Origin of the sequence: Variovorax pasteuri, from assembly GCF_051216435.1 — a bacterium.
GTDB lineage: Bacteria > Pseudomonadota > Gammaproteobacteria > Burkholderiales > Burkholderiaceae_C > Variovorax.
The window spans coordinates 182,635-200,742 of record NZ_JBPJZS010000008.1 but is presented as its reverse complement, the minus strand read 5'-3'; the positions used below and the strand labels follow the sequence as shown (position 1 = coordinate 200,742).

The window sequence follows — 18,108 nt, the reverse complement described above, 5'->3', positions numbered from 1 at the left end:
GGAGCCTGTCCGGTGACAGGTGGGGCGCCTGGGGCGCCGGTTGGATCATGAGGCAGTTTGTTCGTTTTGCTGCGCCCTCATGATCTGGTGCCGCTGCCAGTAGCGGCCGACCGCACCCTTGAAGTTGTCTTTCTGCTTGCCGAGTCCGCCCAGCTTGACCTTGGTGGTGCGCGCGCCCAGCAGCCCCTTGTCGTGGTGGGCCACGACCAGCGTGTCGCCGAAGCTGCTGTCCTTGTAGGTCAGGCCTTTCACCTCGTCCCACGGGATCGACGAGCCGCCGTCGGCGCTCGGGTGCAGGCCCTCGTGATCGATCTCGATGTGCCCGCCGTTCTTCAGCGCGAACGTGACCGGCGGAAAGTGGCGCAGCACCACGGCGCGCTCTTCCTCCGTGGCCGGCTCGTAGCGGTAGGCCAGGCTCAGTTCGTGGTTCTGGACGAAGCGTTGCTCGTACTCGCTCCACAGGCGTTGCTCGATGGCGGCGGCGGTCTCCATGTCGTCGGCCCAGCTGGCCTCGGGCACCGTGGAGACGATGACGCCGTAGGCGCTTTCAGGCACATGGTGGTCGACGTTGCGCATGCGCTCGAGCAGCGGAGGATGGCTGTCGAAGGGGTGGGGCACGTCGGCGGTCTTCATCGTCTCGATGAACGCTTCCGAGCTGGCATAGGGCGGCAGCCCGGAGGCCACGAAGCCCGCGATGCCCAGCGCGCCGTCGTGCTGGCGGTTCTGCGCAAAGAGCTGTCGCTCGACGTCGTTGCGGTAGCTGGCGTAGGCCGAGATCTTGATCAGCGACTGCACGATGGCGCTGGGGGCCGTGAGGCTCGCAGCGACGCGGTCGGCCTTGTACTCGCGCTCGCGGCTGTCGCGCGCCAGCGCGAACTCGAAGATCATCCGGTAGAGGCGCAGCAGGTAGTGCGCCACGATGGTCAGGCCGGCGCTGCGCATGTTCCAGGTGTACAGGTCGAACTGCCGCAGCTTGGGGCCCAGCGCGGCGCTGCTGCGGGTGTCGCCGCCGCCCAGGTGGGCAAGCTCGTGCGCGAGCACCGCGTCGGCTTCGGACTGGTCGAGCACGCGCAAGAGCGGAATGCTCACGAACAGCGTGCGGCCCTGCAGGATGCGTCCGCCGACCTCGCAGCGCGCTTCGGTCACGAAGAAGTTGGTGTCGATGCCCGCCACGATCTGGTCGGGCGGCGCGGTCTTCACGCGGCCGGCGAGCTGGCGGATGCGCTCCCACAGGCGCGGCGCATCGGCCTCGGCGATGAGTTCGCCGTCGATCGCGTTGATGGACGGGAGCTTCTTGAACAGCGTGTAGACCGCATAGAACACGGCCGCCGCGGCGGCGATGCCGGCAATGGCGATCAGCTTGACGTAGTAGCTCTGCCAGAAGTAGGCGGTGAGCCAGAACGAGAGCCACACCAGCATCGAACTCTGCAGCACCACCTCGACCGCGCTGGACACCGTCATGAGCCGCCAGCCCGCGACAAAGCTGGCATAGCGCAGGCCCCGGTTGGCGAAGGCCAGCGCGCCCAGCACCAGGGCTGCCGCCAGCAGCGCCGCGCCGAGCGCCAGCGTCCAGATGGCGGCACGGTCGGCCCAGTGGAACTGCCAGTGCATCGAGTAGGGGCTGCACACCTTGTCATGGAAGTTCCTGTCCTCGGGCGCGGTGGCGTCGCAGGCCTTGGAGAGCTGGTGGCTGCGGTAGAACTCGGTCGTCCGAGCCTTTTCATCGGCGGACAGGCGGGCATCCGAGGCGATGCGCTTTTCGATGGCTTGCAGGAATTCGGTGTCTTGCGAGCGCAGTGCGTATTCGGTGAAGACCAGCGTCGCCGCCGGAATGGCGAAGAGCGACACCAGGGTCAGCAGGAACACGCGAAAAAGATCGGCATGGATCGTTCGGGCGATGGCCATGGGTAACTCCTCCTGGAAAGCGATTGCTTTGGGCTGTTATGGAAGCGGTCCGGCAAGCCGATAGCGTAGCCGCCGTTGGCGCCGAAGCGAAATCGGCGATGCCGTAAGCCGAAGGGCGGGACGCGTCAAGCGGGCCTTCGCGTCGACCAGTCGTCAAATAAGGTTATCGCTTTTGCGTCGTTCCACGCCCCGGGGCGCAGGTATAGCCTTCGCGCTCATCCATGGCTGTCACCTCCGTCACTCCCTCCGCTTCTTCTTCCAGTTCAGCGCCGTCGCCGGTCGCATGGATCGCCGGTGTCGGCGCCAGTGCCGGGCTCGGCGCCGCACTGGCACGGCGCTTCGCGGCCGAAGGCTTCGTTGTCGCGCTGACCGGGCGCACACAGGCGCAACTCGACACCGTGGTCCGCGAGATCGCGGCGGCCGGCGGTCGGGCCCTGGCTTTCGCGGGCGACGTGGCGAGCGAGGCCGAGATCCATGGCATTGCGCAGAAGGTGCGGGCGCTGGGCCCACTCACAGTGGCCATCTTCAACGCCGCGAGCGCGGTGCGCGCGCCGACGCTGGAGCTCTCGGTCGACCAATTCACCCAGGCCTGGCGCACCAGCGCGCTGGGCGGCTTCGTGTTCGGGCGCGAGGCGCTGGACGGCCTGCTGGCCAACAGCTTCGAGCCGGCCTGCGCCGGGCCGCGCGGCACCTTGCTGTTCACCGGCGCCACCGCAGCGCTGCGCGGCAAACCGCCGTTCGCGGCCTTCGCCGCGGCCAAGGCCGCCTTGCGTTCGCTGAGCCAAAGCCTGGCGCGCGAGTTCGGACCGCAGGGCATTCATGTGGCGCACGTGGTGATCGACGGCGGCATCGACGGCGAGAGGCTTCGCGCCGGTGCGCCGCAGCGCGTGGCGCAGGCCGGCGATGACGGGCTGCTGCAGCTCGAGGCCATCGCAGAAAGCTACTGGCAGCTGCACGTGCAGCACCGCAGCGCATGGACGCAGGAACTCGACCTGCGGCCGTTCAAGGAGCCGTTTTGAGAATTCTCAGGAGTCACGCCGCATGAGCGTCGGATCGAATGGCCAGATGCTGGCTGCAACGTTGCCGGGAGTGGAGGCCGAACTCAACTACCTGAAGGCAGGGCAGGGCCGGCCCGTGAGCTACACCTTCGAGCCGCCGCCCGGCACGCCCTGGGTCACCGGCGAACTGGAGCCGCGCCGCGTGACCATTCGCGACGGCCGCCCGATGGTGGCGTTGAACGAACTCTCGCTCGAGCGCAGCGGCTTCACCCAGCTTGCGCACCGCAGCGTGGTGGCCGACTTTTCGCACGACGCGACCATCCGCGACATCTACTACCGCGAGGCCGAGGCGCTGCTGCGCGACGTCACGGGGGCCGAGAAGATCGTGGTGTTCGACCACACGCTGCGCGACAGCGCGCAAGGCGCGCGCGGCACGCCCGACCTGCGCGAACCGGTGCGCCGGGTGCACAACGACCAGACCCCCGCCTCCGCGCTGCGCCGGGTGCGCGACCACCTTCCGGCCGAAGAAGCCGAGGCGCGCCTGAAGCACCGGTTTGCCATCGTCAACCTGTGGCGCCCGCTGGCCACGGTGGAGCGGTTGCCACTGGCGCTGTGCGACGCGCGCACCATCTCGCCGAACGACCTGGTGCCCAGCGACCTGGTCTACCCCGACAAGGTGGGCGAGACTTGTTCGTTCACCTGGAACCCGAACCATCGCTGGTACTGGTTTCCGCGGCTGCGGCCCGACGAGGTGCTGCTGCTGAAGATCTTCGATTCGCGCGAGGACGTCGCGCGCTTCACGGCGCACACCGCGTTCGAGGACCCGAACGGCGCGCGCGAGGCGCCGGCGCGCCGCAGCATCGAGCTGCGTGCGCTGGTGTTCTGGCCCCAAGGCAAATGAGGACCGGGGAATGAGCACGGGCAAACAACTTCGGCTCGGCGCCTTCATGCGCCCCGTGAGCATCCACACCGGCGCCTGGCGCTACCCGGGCGCGTGGCCCGACGCCAACTTCAACTTCGCGCACCTGAAGCAACTGGCACAGACGCTGGAGCGCGGGCGCTTCGACGCCTTCTTCATGGCCGACCACCTCGCGGTGCTGAACATGCCCATCGAGGCGCTGCAGCGCAGCCACACGGTGACCTCCTTCGAGCCGTTCACGCTGCTGTCGGCGCTGGCGCAGCACACGCGGCACATCGGGCTGGTGGCCACGGCGTCGACCACCTTCGACGAGCCGTTTCACATTGCGCGCCGCTTCGCCTCGCTGGACCACCTGAGCGAAGGCCGCGCGGGCTGGAACATCGTGACCACCTCCAACCCCGACGCGGCGCTGAACTTCGGCCGCGACGACCACATGGAACACGACGAGCGCTATGCCCGCGCCCGCGAGTTCTACGACGTGGTCACGGGCCTGTGGGACAGCTGGGCCGACGACGCCTTCGAGCGCGACGTGGACAGCGGCCGCTTCTTCGACCCGGCCAGGCTGCACGTGCTGGACCACAAGGGCAAGTACCTATCGGTGCGCGGGCCGCTGCACATCGCGCGGCCGGTGCAGGGCTGGCCGGTGATCGTGCAGGCCGGCGCCTCGGAAGCCGGGCGCCAGCTCGCGGCCGAGACGGCCGAGGCGGTGTTCGCCGCGCCGGGCACCCTGGCGGCGGCGCGCAGCCTGTATGCGGACATCAAGGGCCGCATGCGCGCGATCGGCCGCGACCCGGACCACCTGAAGATACTGCCGGCCGCCTTCGTCGTGGTCGGCGACACGGTGGACGAAGCACGCGCCATCCGCGCGAAGCTCGACAGCCTGGTGCATTACGACAGTGCCATCGCCTCGCTGTCGATCGCGCTGGGCCACGACGCCTCGAAGTTCGACCCCGACGGCCCGCTGCCCGAGGTGCCCGAGACCAACGCCAGCCAGAGCGGCCGCGCGCGCGTTGTCGAGCTGGCCCGCACCGAAGGGCTCACGGTGCGCCAATTGGCCCAGCGGCTCGGCGGCTACGGCGGCCTGGCCTTCGTCGGCACGGCGCAGACCATTGCCGACCAGATGCAGGAATGGCTGGCCACCGAGGGCTGCGACGGCTTCAACGTGATGTTCCCGTGGCTGCCCGGCGGGCTCGACGCCTTCGTCGACAAGGTGGTGCCCGAGCTGCAGCGCCGCGGCATCTTCCGGCGAGAGTACGAAGGTCGTACGCTGCGCGAGAACCTCGGCTTGCCGCGTCCGGGCAACCGATTCTTCGAACAGAATTAGCCACGCGGGCTGAGCCCCCACGCCTGCACCGATCGGCGCCGTTGGCGACAATCGGGGCAATGCGTTCTTCTCCTTTCTTCAAGATGGCCCTGCTGCTGGGCCTGCTCTCGGCCATCGGGCCTTTCGCCATCGACATGTACCTGCCGGCCTTGCCGGCCATCGGGCAGAGCCTGCATGCCGACATCGGCGCGGTACAGATGAGCCTCACGGCCTTCTTTCTGTCGCTGGGCGCGGGCCAGCTGCTCTACGGTCCGGTTTCCGACATGTTCGGGCGCAAGCCTCCGCTGTACGTGGGGCTGGTGCTGTTCGCGCTCGCGAGCGTGGGCTGCGCCCTGGCCACCGACATCCACACGCTGATCGTGCTGCGCTTCGTCCAGGGCCTGGGCGCCGCCGCCGGCATGGCCATTCCGCGCGCCGTGGTGCGCGACCTGCACACGGGTACCGACGCGGCGCGGCTCATGTCGCTGCTGATGCTGGTGTTCAGCGTGTCGCCGATCCTCGCGCCGCTCGCGGGCAGCGTGGTGATTGCCTTTGCCGGCTGGCGCGGCGTGTTCTGGGCCGTGACCATCGCGGCCGTCGCGGGCCTGGCCATGACGGTCAGGCTGCTCGAAGAAACGCGCCCCGCGTCGCAGCGCGTCGAAAGCAGCCTGGGCAGCGCGCTCTCAGCCTACGGGCTGCTGCTGCGCGACCGGCACTACCTCGGGCTGGTGTTCATCGGCAGCTTCGCGATGGCGGGCTTCTTCACCTACCTGGCCAATTCCTCGTTCGTGATGATCGACCACTACGGCCTGTCGCCCGCGCTGTACAGCGTGGCCTTCGGTGTGAACGCGGCGGCCTTCATCGCGGCCTCGCAGTTCACCGGCGCGCTGGGCGAACGCTTCGGCCTGGTCAAGATCGTCAAGTTCGGCGTGGCGTGCTGCGGGGCGGCCATGGTCGCGATGTTCATCTACTTCGCGGCGGGCGGCGACAGCATCTGGGTGCTGATCGTCCTGTACTTCATCGCCTCGGGCTTCATGGGCCTGGTGATTCCGACCACCGGCGTGCTGGCGCTCGAAATGCACGGCGCCATCGCCGGCACGGCCTCGGCGCTGCTGGGCACGCTGCAGATGCTCACGGGCGCGCTGGCCATGGCGGTGGTGGGCTTCTTCACCGACGGGCGCCCCTTGCCGATGGTGGCCGGCATGGCCGCCGGCGCCCTGATCGCGGGGGTGCTGACCTGGCTCACGCTGGGTGGCGTGCGCTCCGGAACCACACCAAGGACACAGCAAGCCTGATGAACACGGCACGCGCAGGCGCCGCGCTCCCGGCGACCGAAGACAACCCCAAGTCCAGGCACATCGACGGGCTGGCCCAGCCGGAGCGGGCGTGGGCGATGCTGGTCATCATCCTCGGGCTGATCGTCGCGGTGCTCGACGGCACCATCGTCAACCTGGCGCTGCCGGGCATCGCGCGCGAGCTGCAGGCCAGCCCGTCGCAGGCCATCTGGGTGGTCAACGCCTACCAGATCGCCACGCTGGTGATGCTGCTGCCGCTGGCGTCCCTGGGCGACCTGGTGGGCTACCGGCGCGTGTACCTGGTGGGCATGGCGGTGTTCACGCTGTCTTCGCTGGCGGCCACTTTTGCCAACTCGCTGGGCACGCTGATCGCGGCGCGCGCCTTCCAGGGCCTGGGCGCGGCGGGCATCATGAGCGTGAATGCGGCGCTGGTGCGGCTCGTGTATCCGTCGTCGCAGCTGGGCAAGGGCATGGCGGTCAATTCGCTGGTGGTGGCCACCTCGTCCGTGGCGGGGCCCTCGGTGGCGGCGGCCATCCTGTCGGTGGCCTCGTGGCCCTGGCTCTTCGCCATCAACGTGCCGCTGGGCATCATCACCTTCGCGCTGGGCATGCGGGCGCTGCCGTTCAACCGCGTGGCGCCCGCGGCGGGCTTGCGGTTCTCGCCGGTCGACGTGACGCTCAACATCCTGATGTTCTCGCTGGTGTTCCTGGGCGTGGACCGCCTGGGCGTGCGCGAAGGGCCGGTGCAGGGCGCCGCGGGGTCGCAGGCTTCGGCCTGGGGCATCCTGCTGGCGGGCGTGCTGGTCGGCTTCATCTACCTGCAGCGCCAGCGCAAGCAGGCGGTGCCGCTGTTCCCGGTCGACCTGCTGCGCATTCCGGTGTTTGCACTGTCCATGGGCACCTCGGTCGCCGCGTTCTGCGCGCAGATGCTGGCCTACATCGCGCTGCCGTTCCTGCTGCTGGAGGTGTACGGGCGCAGCCACATCGAGGCCGGGCTGCTCATCACGGCCTGGCCGCTGGCCATCGTGGTGATGGCGCCGATTGCGGGCCGGCTCATCGGCCGCTATCCCGACGGGCTGCTGGGCGGCATCGGGCTGGGCCTGCTGGCCGCCGGCCTGGCGCTGCTGGCGGCGCTGCCGGCGCACCCGGGCAATGCCGACATCGCCTGGCGCATGGCGCTGTGCGGGCTGGGTTTCGGGCTGTTCCAGTCGCCCAACAACCACACCATCGTGACCTCGCCGCCGGCGCATCGCAGCGGGGCGGCCAGCGGCATGCTGGGCACGGCCCGGCTGACCGGGCAGACGCTGGGCGCGGTGGTGCTGGCGGCGGTCTTCAGCCTCTGGAGTCCGCATGGCGGCCACGGCCCCGTGGTGGCGCTGGTGCTGGCCGCCAGCTGCGCGGCGGTGGCGGCGGTCTTCAGCACGCTGCGCCTTCGGACGACAAGCCACGGCGGCTGAATGGGTTAGGGTACCCACCCATGAAGGAAGTACCCGACACCGTGGTCTGCCCGGGATGCGACGCGGTCTACAGCCGCGCGCCGCTGCATCCGCGCGACGTCGCACGCTGCCCGCGCTGTGGCACGGAGCTCGACCGGCACCCCGGCCAGCAGGAGCGCCGCATTCTTCCGCTCACGGTGGCGAGCCTGATCATGTTCGCCATTGCGAACCTGTTTCCCATCGTCGAGATCGAACTGCGCGGCCTGACCAGCCAGACCACACTGGCCGGCGCCGTGGTGGCGCTGAGCGCCGAGGGCATGTCCCTGGTGGCGCTGCTGGTGCTGGCCACGACCATTCTTTTTCCCCTGCTGCAGCTGTGCATCCTGGCCTACCTGCTGGTGCCGCTGAGCCGTGAGCGGCGGCCGCTGGGCTTTGCGCTGCTGGTGCGGTCCATGCAGTCGCTGCGGCCCTGGGGAATGATCGAGGTGTTCCTGCTCGGTGTGCTGGTGGCCATCGTCAAGCTCTCCAGCATGGCGACGGTGGTGCCGGGGCCGGCCTTGTGGGCCTTCATGGCGCTGACGGTCCTGCTGACGACGGTGCTGTCGTTCAACCCGGGTGCGTTCTGGGGGATGACGTTTCGCCCGAAGGGGCAGGTAGAGGGCCCGGAAGACGGCCAGGCCGGCGAGCCGCGCACCGAAGACAACGGGGCAGCGTCATGAAGCTGTTCGCTTTCCTGCGCCAGCGGGCATCGCGCGCGCCTGAAGAAACCCAGGACATCGACGACGAAGACGCGCCGGTGCCTACCGCGGCCGCGCTCGGCCTCACGGCCTGCCGGCACTGTGCCGTCGTCTGGCAGGACGCACACGAGGGCGACGCCTGCGGGCGCTGCGGCACCCGGCTGCACACGCGCAAGCCGCAGAGCCTCACGCGCACCTGGGCCTTTCTGATTGCGGCCTGCGTGATGTACATCCCGGCCAACCTGCTGCCGGTGATGATCACGCGCACGCTGTTCGGCGCGCAGTACGACACCATCCTGAGTGGCGTCATCTATTTCTGGGTGTCGGGCGCCTACGGGCTGGCGGCCATCGTCTTCATCGCGAGTTTCCTGGTGCCGCTGTTCAAGCTGGCGGTTCTTTTCCTGCTCGTGGTGACGGCGCAGCGCGGCAGCACCTGGCGCCAGCACGAGCGGGCCAAGCTGTATCACATCATCGAGGTCATCGGCCGCTGGTCGATGCTCGACGTGTTCGTGGTGTCGCTGCTGACCGGGCTGGTGCAGATCCAGGGCTTCGCGGTGATCACCGCGGGCGTGGGCATCGCGGCCTTCGGCGCGGTGGTGGTGCTGACCATGCTGGCCTCGCTGAGCTTCGACCCGAAGCTCACCTGGGACAGCAGGCAGGCGCAGGCCGACTTTCAGGACAGGGACAGTGCGCATGCACATGACAACAAAGACCGGAAACCAGCATGAGTGAAGAAGACCAACCCCAGGACAAACCGGCACCGCAGCCGGCACCTTCGGCGCTGCCCAGGCCCCGCGTGGCGCGACGGCGCGAATGGCTGCCCTCGCTGATCTGGCTCATTCCCATCGTGGCGGCGCTGGTCGGCATCACGCTGGTGGCGCGCATCCTGATGGAGCGCGGCCCCGAGGTCGTGCTCACCTTCAAGACCGCCGAGGGCCTGGAGGCCGGCAAGACCGCCGTCAAGTACAAGGACGTGCAGATCGGCCTGGTCACCCACCTGCGGCTGGCGCGCGACCGTTCGCATGTGCGCGTGCTGGTGCAGTTCAACAAGGACGCCGAGGGCTTCACCGCCGAAGACTCGCGCTTCTGGGTGGTTCGCCCACGCCTGGACACCTCGGGCATCTCGGGCCTGAACACCTTGCTGTCGGGCGCCTACATCGGCGCCGACGCGGGCGTGTCGAAGGAAACTGCGGGCGAGTTCACCGGGCTGGAAACCCCGCCCATCGTCACGCGCGACGACTCTGGCAAGCAGTTTCTGCTGCGCGCCAACGACACCGGCTCGCTCGACGTGGGCTCGCCGGTGTACTACCGGCGCATCAAGGTCGGCCAGGTGGCGGCCTACGAGCTGGACGGCGACGGGCGCGGCGTGACCATGCGTGTGTTCGTCAACGCGCCCTACGACAAGTTCGTGGGCATGAATACCCGCTTCTGGCAGGCCAGCGGCATCGACGCGCAACTGAGCGCCAGCGGCTTCACGCTGCGCACCCAGTCGCTGGCCACCATCCTGCTGGGGGGCATCGCGTTCCAGGCGCCCGAGGGCGTGATGGGCCCGATCGCCACGGAGAACGCGTCCTTCGCGCTGGCGCAGGACGAGGCCACCGCCATGAAGGAGCCCGACGGGCCATCGCAAACCCTGCTGATGTATTTCAACCAGTCGCTGCGCGGCCTGGCGCCCGGCGCGCCGGTCGACTTCCGCGGCGTGGTGATCGGCGAGGTCAAGTCGATCGGCGTGGAGTTCGACCGCGCCGAGCGCGAGTTCCGCATGCCGGTGCTGGTGCAGGTGTACCCCGACCGCCTGCGGCGCCGCGAAGTCCCGGGTGCCGGGCAGCCCGAGTCGCGCGCCACGCAACAGGAGCGGCTGCGCTTCCTGGCCGAGAAGGGCCTGCGCGCCCAGCTGCGCAACGGCAACCTGCTGACCGGCCAGGTCTATGTGGCGCTCGACTTCTTCCCGAAGGCGCCGGCGGTCAAGGTCGACGTGACGAAGAACCCGATCGAGCTGCCCACGGTGGCCAACAGCCTCGACGAGATCCAGTCGCAGGTGCAGGAAATAGCCACCAAGCTGAACAAGGTGCCCTACGAGCAGATTGCCGCCGACCTGCGCACCACGCTCGCCATGCTCAACAAGACGCTCACCAGCGCCGAGCAGACCGTGACCCGCATCAACAACGACGTGACGCCGGAGTTGGCCGCCGCCATGAAGGACGTGCGCAAGACCGTCAACACGGCCGAGCGCACGCTGGCCGACGACTCGCCGCTGCAGCAGGACATGCGCCAGACGCTGCAGGAACTGACGCGCGCCGCGGGCTCGGTGCGCGTGCTGACCGACTACCTGGAGCGCCACCCCGAGTCGCTGCTGCGCGGCAAACCGGACGACAAGAAATGAAGAAGAACCTCGCATTCCTGGCCATTCCCGCGCTGGTGGCCGTGCTGGCCGGCTGCGCCAGCAAGCCCGACAGCTACTACACGCTGGCCAGCCCCGTGGCCGCCGCCGATGCGGCGCCTTCCACGCTCGGCGGCGCCGCGCCGCTCTACATCGAGCTGGCGCCCGTGGCCGTGCCCGAACGCTTCGCGCGTCCGCAGATGGTGGTGCGCCAGCCCAACGGCAGCGTGCAGGTGGAAGTGCTGGAGCAGCACCGCTGGGCCTCGTCGTTCGAGAACGAACTGCGCGATGCGCTGTCGAGCGGCATCTCCGCGCGGCTCGGCGCACTCGACGTGACCAAGGGCGGGCGGCAGACCTCGCAGCCGGTGTGGCGCATCGCGGTGCAGCTGCGCCAGTTCGATGCGGTCGACGGCGCGCGCGTGGATGCGAGCTTCAGCTGGACGCTGCGGCGCTCGGACGAGGCGCGCACGGTGGTCTGCCAGATGAATTTTGGCGAAGCCGTGGGTGGGGGGATGGACGCGGTGGCGCAAGGAGCGCAGCGCGTGACCGCGGCGGCGGCGGCGGCCATGGCGCGCAGCGTGGCTGCGGCGCGGGCGAATCCGTCGGCGAGCGCCTGCGCTTCCTGATTTTTTTCTTTCTCCCTCCCCCTCCGGGGGAGGGCCGGGGTGGGGGCATGCCGGCGCTGGAACAAGAGCGGCGTATCGTTGGAGGGCTGCCCCCATCCCAACCTTCCCCCAAAAGGGGAAGGAGCAAGGCAGGAATCCCCCACCAAGGAGCCCCCATGGCACAGGTCGGCAAGGCGCCGTGCGACGAAACGCTGATCCTGCATGCCTCCAAGGCCGAGGAAACCACATGCCCCGAGGCCGCCAGACCCTGGGTGCTCGCCGCGGCCATCGTCGGCTCCAGCATGGCCTTCATCGACGGCACCGTCGTCAACGTGGCGCTGCCGGCCATCCAGGCCGACCTGCATGCCACGGCCTTCCAGGCGCAATGGGTGGTCGAGTCTTATGCCTTGCTGCTGGCGGCACTGCTGCTGGTGGGTGGCGCGCTCGGCGACCACTACGGGCGCCGGCGCATCTTCGCGATCGGGGGCGGCATCTTCGCCGTGTCGTCCGTGGCCTGCGCGCTCTCGGTCAGCGTGCAGCAACTCATCGCGGCGCGGGCAGTGCAGGGCATCGGCGGGGCGCTGCTGGTGCCGGGCAGCCTGGCGCTCATCAGCGCGTCATTCCCTGAGAAGGAGCGCGGCAAGGCCATCGGCACCTGGTCGGGCTTCAGTGGCATCACCGCGGCGGTGGGTCCGGTGCTGGGCGGTTTCCTGGTCGATCACTTCTCCTGGACCTGGGCCTTTCTCATCAACGTGCCGATGGCGCTGGGCGTGCTGTGGATCGTGTGGCGGCACGTGCCCGAAAGCCGGGGTGCCTCGGCCAGCGGCGGGCTCGACCTGTGGGGCGCACTGCTGGCGACGGCCGGGCTCGGCGGCATCGTGTATGCCTTCATCGAGGCGCCGACGCAGGGCTGGCGGTCGCCGGCGGTGCTCGCCGCGCTGGCCGTCGGCGTGGCGGGCAGCGCGGGCTTCATGGCGGCCGAGCGCAAGGTGCGCGCGCCGATGCTGCCTCTGGCGCTGCTGCGCATCGGCAACTTCGGCGGCGCGAACCTGCTGACGCTGCTGCTGTATGCGGCGCTGGGCGGTGCGCTGTACTTTCTTCCGCTCAACCTGATCCAGGTGCAGGGCTACTCGGCCACGGTGGCCGGCGCAGCGCTGTTGCCGTTCATCTTCATCATGTTCGCGCTCTCGGGCTGGGCCGGGCAACTGGTCGACCGCTTCGGGCCGCGCATGCCGCTGGTTGTGGGGCCGTCCATTGCCGCCGTCGGCTTTGCGCTGTTCGCGGTGCCGGGCGTGGGCGCGAGCTACTGGAGCGGCTTCTTTCCGGCCGTGGTGGTGCTGGGCTTCGGCATGACGGTGACGGTGGCGCCCTTGACGACCACGGTCATGAACGCGGTCGGGCCCGAGCTTGCGGGCGTGGCCTCGGGCGTGAACAACGCCGTGTCGCGCGCGGCAGCGGTCTTGGCGATCGCGGTGTTCGGCGCGATCATGGCCTGGGCGTTCGACATGGCGCTGGCCGGCCACCTGCGCGACATGGGTGCGTCGGCACAGGTGTCGGCGTTCCTCGAAGGCGAGCGCAGCAAGCTGGCGGGCGCCGGGGTGCCGCCGGGCGTGGATGCCGCCACCGCCGCCGCGCTCAAGCGCGCGGTGGCCGAGTCGTTCGTGGCGGGGTTCCGGTGGGTGATGCTGCTGGGCGCCGGGCTGGCCGTGCTGAGCGCAGCCAGCGCGTGGCTGATGATCCGGGGCGGCCCTGCTGCGGGAGGCCCGGGCAAGACATAAGGAGACGACATGCCGGTGCAGGAAGAACAACACGTCGATGTGCTGATCGTCGGCGCGGGCCTCTCGGGCATCGGCGCCGCCTGCCACCTGCAGGAGAAATGTCCGGGGCGCAGCTACCTCATCCTCGAAGGGCGCGAGCGCAGCGGCGGCACCTGGGACCTGTTTCGCTACCCCGGCGTGCGCTCCGATTCCGACATGTACACGCTGGGCTACCGGTTTCGCCCCTGGACGCAGCCGAAATCGATCGCCGACGGGCCGGCCATCCTGAACTACCTGCGCGACACGGCGGCGCAGCATGGTGTCGACCGCAACATCCGTTTCAACCACCGCGTGGTGCGCGCTTCGTGGTCCACGGCCGAGGCCTGCTGGCGCGTCGATGCCGAAATCGGGCCCGAGCGGCTGCCGCTGCGCCTGCGCTGCAACTTCCTGTTCCTGTGCAGCGGCTACTTCCGCTACGACGCGGGCCACACGCCCGAATTCAAAGGCGCCGCCAGCTACGCCGGGCGCATCGTGCACCCGCAGCACTGGCCCGAAGGCCTCGATGCGAGCGGCCAGCGCGTGGTCGTCATCGGCAGCGGTGCCACCGCGATGACGCTGGTGCCCGCGCTGGCGAAGACCGCCGCGCACGTCACGCTGCTGCAGCGCTCGCCGACCTATGTGGTGGCGCGTCCGGCCGAGGACCCGATCGCCAACCGGCTTCGGCGCGTTCTGCCCGCGAGGCTCGCGTACGGCATCACGCGGTGGAAGAACGTGCTGCTGGGCATGTTCTTCTTTCGCCTCGCGCGCAGCCGGCCGCAGCGGGTGAAGCGGCTGATCGTCGGCGGCGTGCGGCACGCGATGGGCCCGGGCTACGACGTCGGCAGGCACTTCACGCCGCGCTACAACCCATGGGACCAGCGCGTGTGCCTCGTGCCCGACGGCGACCTGTTCGCCGCGCTCAAGTCCGGGCGGGCCTCGATGGTGACGGACCGCATCGACACCTTCACGCCGCGTGGCATCCGGCTGGAATCCGGCAAGGAACTGGAGGCCGACCTGGTGGTGACGGCCACGGGTCTCGAACTCGAAGTGCTGGGTGGCGTGCAGCTCGAAGTGGACGGCGTCGCCGTGAACCCCGCCAACACCTTCAACTACAAGGGCATGATGTTCAGCGACGTGCCCAACCTGGCCTCGTCGTTCGGCTACACCAACGCCTCATGGACGCTCAAGAGCGATCTGACCTGCGCGTACGTCTGCCGGCTGCTCAACCACATGGAGAAGCACGGCTGGGCGCAATGCACGGCGCGCAACACAGGCGCCGCGCTGGTGCCGCAACCGTGGCTGGATTTTTCGTCGGGCTATGTGACGCGCGCCGTCGGCAAGTTTCCGAAGCAGGGTTCGCGCACCCCGTGGCGCGTGCACCAGAACTACGTGCGCGACCTGTTGAGCCTGCGCTTCGGTGCGGTGGACGACGGGGTGATGACGTTCTCGAACCCGCGGCGCCCGCGCCCGGCTCAAGCCGGCGCGTGAGCGGGAGAAAGCAGGGTGTCGAGCTCCGCCCACAGCGGATCGCATTGCCCCGCGCGGAACGCCGCCGCCCGGAAGGTGGGGTGCTCGCCCTGGTACGTGTCCCACAGCTTGCGGTGGCCGTCGGCCACGCAGGCCCGCACATTGGCCAGCCGGTCGGCGGCCTTCACCAGCAGCGCCAGTTCCTCGTCGCCGGTCACCTGGGCGAGCGCCGCATAGGTCTTGGCCTTGCGCTCCTTGCGGTTGGCGCCGGGTGCGTCGGTCAGCAGCGACACGCAACGGGCGACGAGGTCGCCGAAGCGCGATTGCACTTCGGACACCGTGGCGTCGGTGTCCTCGACCACGTCGTGCAGGTAGCCGATGACCTGGGCCTTGTCGCCGTAGGGCTGGAGCAGCGCCACCACCGCGTCCAGGTGGTGCGCGTAGGGGTGCGCGCCGTATTTCTGGTCGCCGTGCATCGCGATGGCGTAGGCACGTGCGTCAGCGGGGGGGGGGAACTTGGGCGGGGTTGCTGGAGGCAAGGGTCATGCGGTGTTGTGCTTTTGCTTTTCTCCATTCTGCCTTTGCGCACCGCGCGCCAAGGCGGCCCTGGCGCATCGCCGATGTCGGCTGGCGCGCCGCGTGTGCGGACGGCGCATGAAGACTGCACCGTCGCCGCGGGTTGACAAACGCCATGCGAAACCGTGAGATCGAAGGGACCGGCTCATTTCAAAGCAAAGGAGACCCCATGCAGAAGATCGTTCCCTGTCTCTGGTTCGACGGCAACGGTGAAGACGCGGTGAAGTTCTACAGCGCCATCTTTCCCGATTCGCGCGTGACCGACACGCTGCTCTGGGGCGACGCCAACCCCGCCTTGAAGGGCCGGCTGCTGACCGCGACCTTCGAACTCGACGGGCAGGAGTTCATGGTGCTCAACGGCGGGCCGCAGTACAAGTTCACCCCCGCCATCTCGATGTACGTGAGGTGCGAGACGCAGGCCGAGGTCGACAGCTACTGGGAGAAGCTGCTCGAAGGCGGCGGCCAGCCGGTGCAGTGCGGCTGGCTCACCGATCGCTTCGGTGTGTCGTGGCAGGTGGCGCCCACGCCGGTGATCCGCATGTTCCAGGACAAGGATCCGGCCAAAGCCGCTCGCGCGATGCAGGCGATGATGAAGATGGTCAAGCTCGACATCGCCGAGGTGCGCAAGGCCTTCGACGGAAACTGATCCCGGCCGGTGCCGCGCCGGCTACACCAGCCGTTGGATCGCCTTCTTGCGCCACACCAGCTGGTAGTACCCTGTCTGCAGCAGCAGCATGGCGCCGAAGGTGGCGGGGTAGGCGATCCAGATGCCGTCCAGCCCCATGCGATGGCTCATCACGTAGGCCACCGGCACCTCGACGCACAGGATGCAGAAGATGGAGATCACCGTGGGCACCAGCACCGAGCCGCTGGCCCGCATGATCCCCGACAGGGCCGAGGCCATGCCGAACATCACCAGGCTCCACAGCATGATGTGCAGCAGCGTCTGTGCAATTTCGATGACCGGCGCGCTGGTGATGAAGAAGCCCATCAGGTGGCGCGAGAACAGGTAGCCCAGCAGCACCAGGCCGCCGGTAAGCACCAGGTTCATCAGCAGCGCGGTCTTCGCGATGGCGCCCAGGCGATTGGCGCGGCCCGCGCCGATGGCCTGCGCGCCGAGGATCGACGCGGTGATGGCAATCGAAATGGCCGGGAACTGCACGTACGCCACCACCTGGTTCACCGCACCGTAGGCCGCCGTGGCGTTGGAGCCGTAGCCGTTGACCATCGACAGCAGCACCACCTCGGCCAGTGCCACCACGATCATCTGCACGCCCGTGGGCACGCCGATCCGGAGCACCGCCTTCAGCAACTGCGGCTGGATGCGCAGGTTGCGGAAGAACTCCGCATCGGGTGCGAGCGGGCTCTTGCGCTGGCGCAGCCGAAAGCCCAGCCACAGGGTCGCCATCACGAAGGCCACCACCGTGGCCCAGGCCCCGCTGGCCACGCCGAGCTGCGGCAGGCCGCCCCAGCCGCGAATCAGCGCAGGCGTCACCAACAGGCCGACCAGCGTCGAGATGACCAGCGTGAACAGCGGCGTGATGGTGTCGCCCACGCCGCGCAGCATGGCGGTGGACATCAGGAACACGAACAGGCCCGGCATGGCGATGAGCATGATGCGGGCGTAGCGCGTGGAGTCGGCCAGCACGTCGGGCGGCGTGCCCAGCATGGCCAGCATCGGCGTGGTGAAGACGCCGCCGAACACCGCGATCAGCAGGCCCATCAGGATGCCCACCGACAGCGTGGTGCCGGCCACGGCCTTGACCTTGGCGACGTCGCGCGCGCCCCAGGCCTGGCCGATGAGCACCGAGGCGCCCGCGCCCAGGCCGATGACGAAGGCGATGAAGAAGAACATCACCGGGAAGAAGCTCGACACCGCCGCCAGCGCGCGCACGCCGAGCATCTGCCCCACGTAGATGTTGTTCAGCGTGCCCGACAGCGACTGCAGGATGTTGCTGAGCAGCATCGGCGCCAGGAAGAAAAGAAAGACCTTCCACAGCGGGCGCGACGCATTGACGGGCGACACGGGCGTGCCTTGCAGGCCGCTCTGGCCGGCAGTGCTGCTGCCGGTGGTTTCGGTGGTTGTTCTCATGAAGGGGTGTTCCAGCCGGCGGCCGAGATTTTTTGCAAGTGGACGCGCAGGTCGGCGGGCCAGGGTTCGATCAGGGTATTGAAGCGCTGCGCCTCGCCGGCGAACAGCGCGCGGGTGGCTTCCTCGAAGCCGGGCAGGTTGCCCGCGATGGCGGTCATGAAGCGGTAGGTGGCTTCGCGCGCGGCACGCACGGTGTCGCGCTCGGCGTGCACATGGCGCGCGTCTTCGACCAGCTTGCGCAAGGCGACCGACGCACCGCCGGGCTGGCGGCCCAGCCAGTCCCAGTGGCGCGGCAGCAGCGTGACCTCGCGCGCGACCACGCCGAGCTTGGGCCGGCCGACGCCGCGCGGGGCGTCGTCACGGTGCGCGGCGCGGTGGGGCGGCGCGGCCGAGGGGCCGGACATCGGCCGCTCGTGCAGGTCGTGCAGGTCGAGGTCCAGCTGCTCGCCGGTCTGGTCGTCGAACGCGAGGTACGGGCCGGGGTCGTCGCGGCGGCGCAGCTGCTCGATCACGTCGGTCTTGCTGCCCTGCGCAACGCGCTGGAAGCCGAAGAACACGGTCAGGGTGAGAGGGGGTGTGTCTGGTGACATTCGGGGGTT

General features: G+C 69.1%; 16 protein-coding genes. 12 read left to right on the top strand and 4 right to left on the bottom strand.

Features of this window, described 5'->3' with window-relative positions:
• Nucleotides 1–45: 45 nt before the first annotated feature.
• Entirely contained in the window at nucleotides 46–1,905 is a 1,860-nt protein-coding gene (locus tag ACSFBM_RS25895; RefSeq protein ID WP_435486965.1) for a M48 family metallopeptidase, read from the bottom strand.
• Nucleotides 1,906–2,126: 221 nt separating this feature from the next.
• On the opposite strand from ACSFBM_RS25895, the gene ACSFBM_RS25890 reads away from it, so the two are divergent.
• The 11 genes from ACSFBM_RS25890 (at nucleotide 2,127) to ACSFBM_RS25840 (ending at nucleotide 14,862) form a co-directional block, all read left to right on the top strand.
• The gene (locus ACSFBM_RS25890; RefSeq protein ID WP_435486964.1) at nucleotides 2,127–2,924 is read left to right on the top strand and encodes an SDR family NAD(P)-dependent oxidoreductase; all 798 of its coding nucleotides are present in this window, start codon (nucleotides 2,127–2,129) and stop codon (nucleotides 2,922–2,924) included.
• Nucleotides 2,925–2,946: 22 nt separating this feature from the next.
• On the top strand, nucleotides 2,947–3,804 hold the full coding sequence (locus tag ACSFBM_RS25885; protein ID WP_435486963.1) for a CmcJ/NvfI family oxidoreductase: 858 nt from the start codon (nucleotides 2,947–2,949) through the stop codon (nucleotides 3,802–3,804).
• Between the two features lie 10 nt (nucleotides 3,805–3,814).
• Nucleotides 3,815–5,146, top strand: coding sequence for an LLM class flavin-dependent oxidoreductase (locus ACSFBM_RS25880; RefSeq protein WP_435486962.1), 1,332 nt, complete (start codon nucleotides 3,815–3,817; stop codon nucleotides 5,144–5,146).
• A 59-nt stretch (nucleotides 5,147–5,205) separates the two neighbouring features.
• A complete protein-coding gene (locus ACSFBM_RS25875; protein ID WP_435486961.1) occupies nucleotides 5,206–6,420 on the top strand; it encodes a multidrug effflux MFS transporter in 1,215 nt (404 codons plus the stop codon).
• A complete protein-coding gene (locus ACSFBM_RS25870; protein WP_435486960.1) occupies nucleotides 6,420–7,877 on the top strand; it encodes an MFS transporter in 1,458 nt (485 codons plus the stop codon). The genes ACSFBM_RS25875 and ACSFBM_RS25870 overlap by 1 nt, the downstream gene beginning before the upstream one ends.
• A 20-nt stretch (nucleotides 7,878–7,897) precedes the next feature.
• Nucleotides 7,898–8,575, top strand: coding sequence for a paraquat-inducible protein A (locus ACSFBM_RS25865; protein ID WP_435486959.1), 678 nt, complete (start codon nucleotides 7,898–7,900; stop codon nucleotides 8,573–8,575).
• Entirely contained in the window at nucleotides 8,572–9,321 is a 750-nt protein-coding gene (locus ACSFBM_RS25860; RefSeq protein ID WP_435486958.1) for a paraquat-inducible protein A, read from the top strand. The genes ACSFBM_RS25865 and ACSFBM_RS25860 overlap by 4 nt, the downstream gene beginning before the upstream one ends.
• Nucleotides 9,318–10,976 (top strand): PqiB family protein, encoded by a 1,659-nt coding sequence (locus tag ACSFBM_RS25855; protein ID WP_435486957.1) that lies wholly within the window; start codon nucleotides 9,318–9,320, stop codon nucleotides 10,974–10,976. Before ACSFBM_RS25860 ends, ACSFBM_RS25855 begins: the two co-directional genes overlap by 4 nt.
• The gene (locus ACSFBM_RS25850) at nucleotides 10,973–11,599 is read left to right on the top strand and encodes a PqiC family protein (RefSeq protein ID WP_435486956.1); all 627 of its coding nucleotides are present in this window, start codon (nucleotides 10,973–10,975) and stop codon (nucleotides 11,597–11,599) included. The genes ACSFBM_RS25855 and ACSFBM_RS25850 overlap by 4 nt, the downstream gene beginning before the upstream one ends.
• 155 nt (nucleotides 11,600–11,754) lie before the next feature.
• Nucleotides 11,755–13,356 carry an MFS transporter gene (locus ACSFBM_RS25845; protein ID WP_435486955.1) on the top strand — a complete coding sequence of 534 codons (1,602 nt, stop codon included), beginning with the start codon at nucleotides 11,755–11,757 and terminating at the stop codon, nucleotides 13,354–13,356.
• A gap of 9 nt (nucleotides 13,357–13,365) precedes the next feature.
• Nucleotides 13,366–14,862, top strand: coding sequence for a flavin-containing monooxygenase (locus tag ACSFBM_RS25840; protein ID WP_435486954.1), 1,497 nt, complete (start codon nucleotides 13,366–13,368; stop codon nucleotides 14,860–14,862).
• On the opposite strand, the gene ACSFBM_RS25835 is transcribed toward ACSFBM_RS25840, so the two are convergent.
• Nucleotides 14,847–15,380: an HD domain-containing protein gene (locus tag ACSFBM_RS25835; RefSeq protein ID WP_435486953.1), complete on the bottom strand. Its 534-nt coding sequence runs from the start codon at nucleotides 15,378–15,380 to the stop codon at nucleotides 14,847–14,849. The genes ACSFBM_RS25840 and ACSFBM_RS25835 overlap by 16 nt on opposite strands.
• A gap of 206 nt (nucleotides 15,381–15,586) precedes the next feature.
• On the opposite strand from ACSFBM_RS25835, the gene ACSFBM_RS25830 reads away from it, so the two are divergent.
• Nucleotides 15,587–16,063 (top strand): VOC family protein, encoded by a 477-nt coding sequence (locus ACSFBM_RS25830; protein ID WP_435440240.1) that lies wholly within the window; start codon nucleotides 15,587–15,589, stop codon nucleotides 16,061–16,063.
• Between the two features lie 21 nt (nucleotides 16,064–16,084).
• Here the strand turns inward: ACSFBM_RS25830 and ACSFBM_RS25825 are convergent, their stop codons facing one another.
• Complete coding sequence (locus ACSFBM_RS25825) at nucleotides 16,085–17,509, bottom strand: MATE family efflux transporter (RefSeq protein WP_435486952.1); 1,425 nt, start codon at nucleotides 17,507–17,509, stop codon at nucleotides 16,085–16,087.
• Nucleotides 17,506–18,099, bottom strand: a complete 594-nt coding sequence (locus ACSFBM_RS25820; RefSeq protein ID WP_435486951.1) for a DUF2239 family protein — start codon at nucleotides 18,097–18,099, stop codon at nucleotides 17,506–17,508. The genes ACSFBM_RS25825 and ACSFBM_RS25820 overlap by 4 nt, the downstream gene beginning before the upstream one ends.
• Nucleotides 18,100–18,108 lie beyond the last annotated feature (9 nt).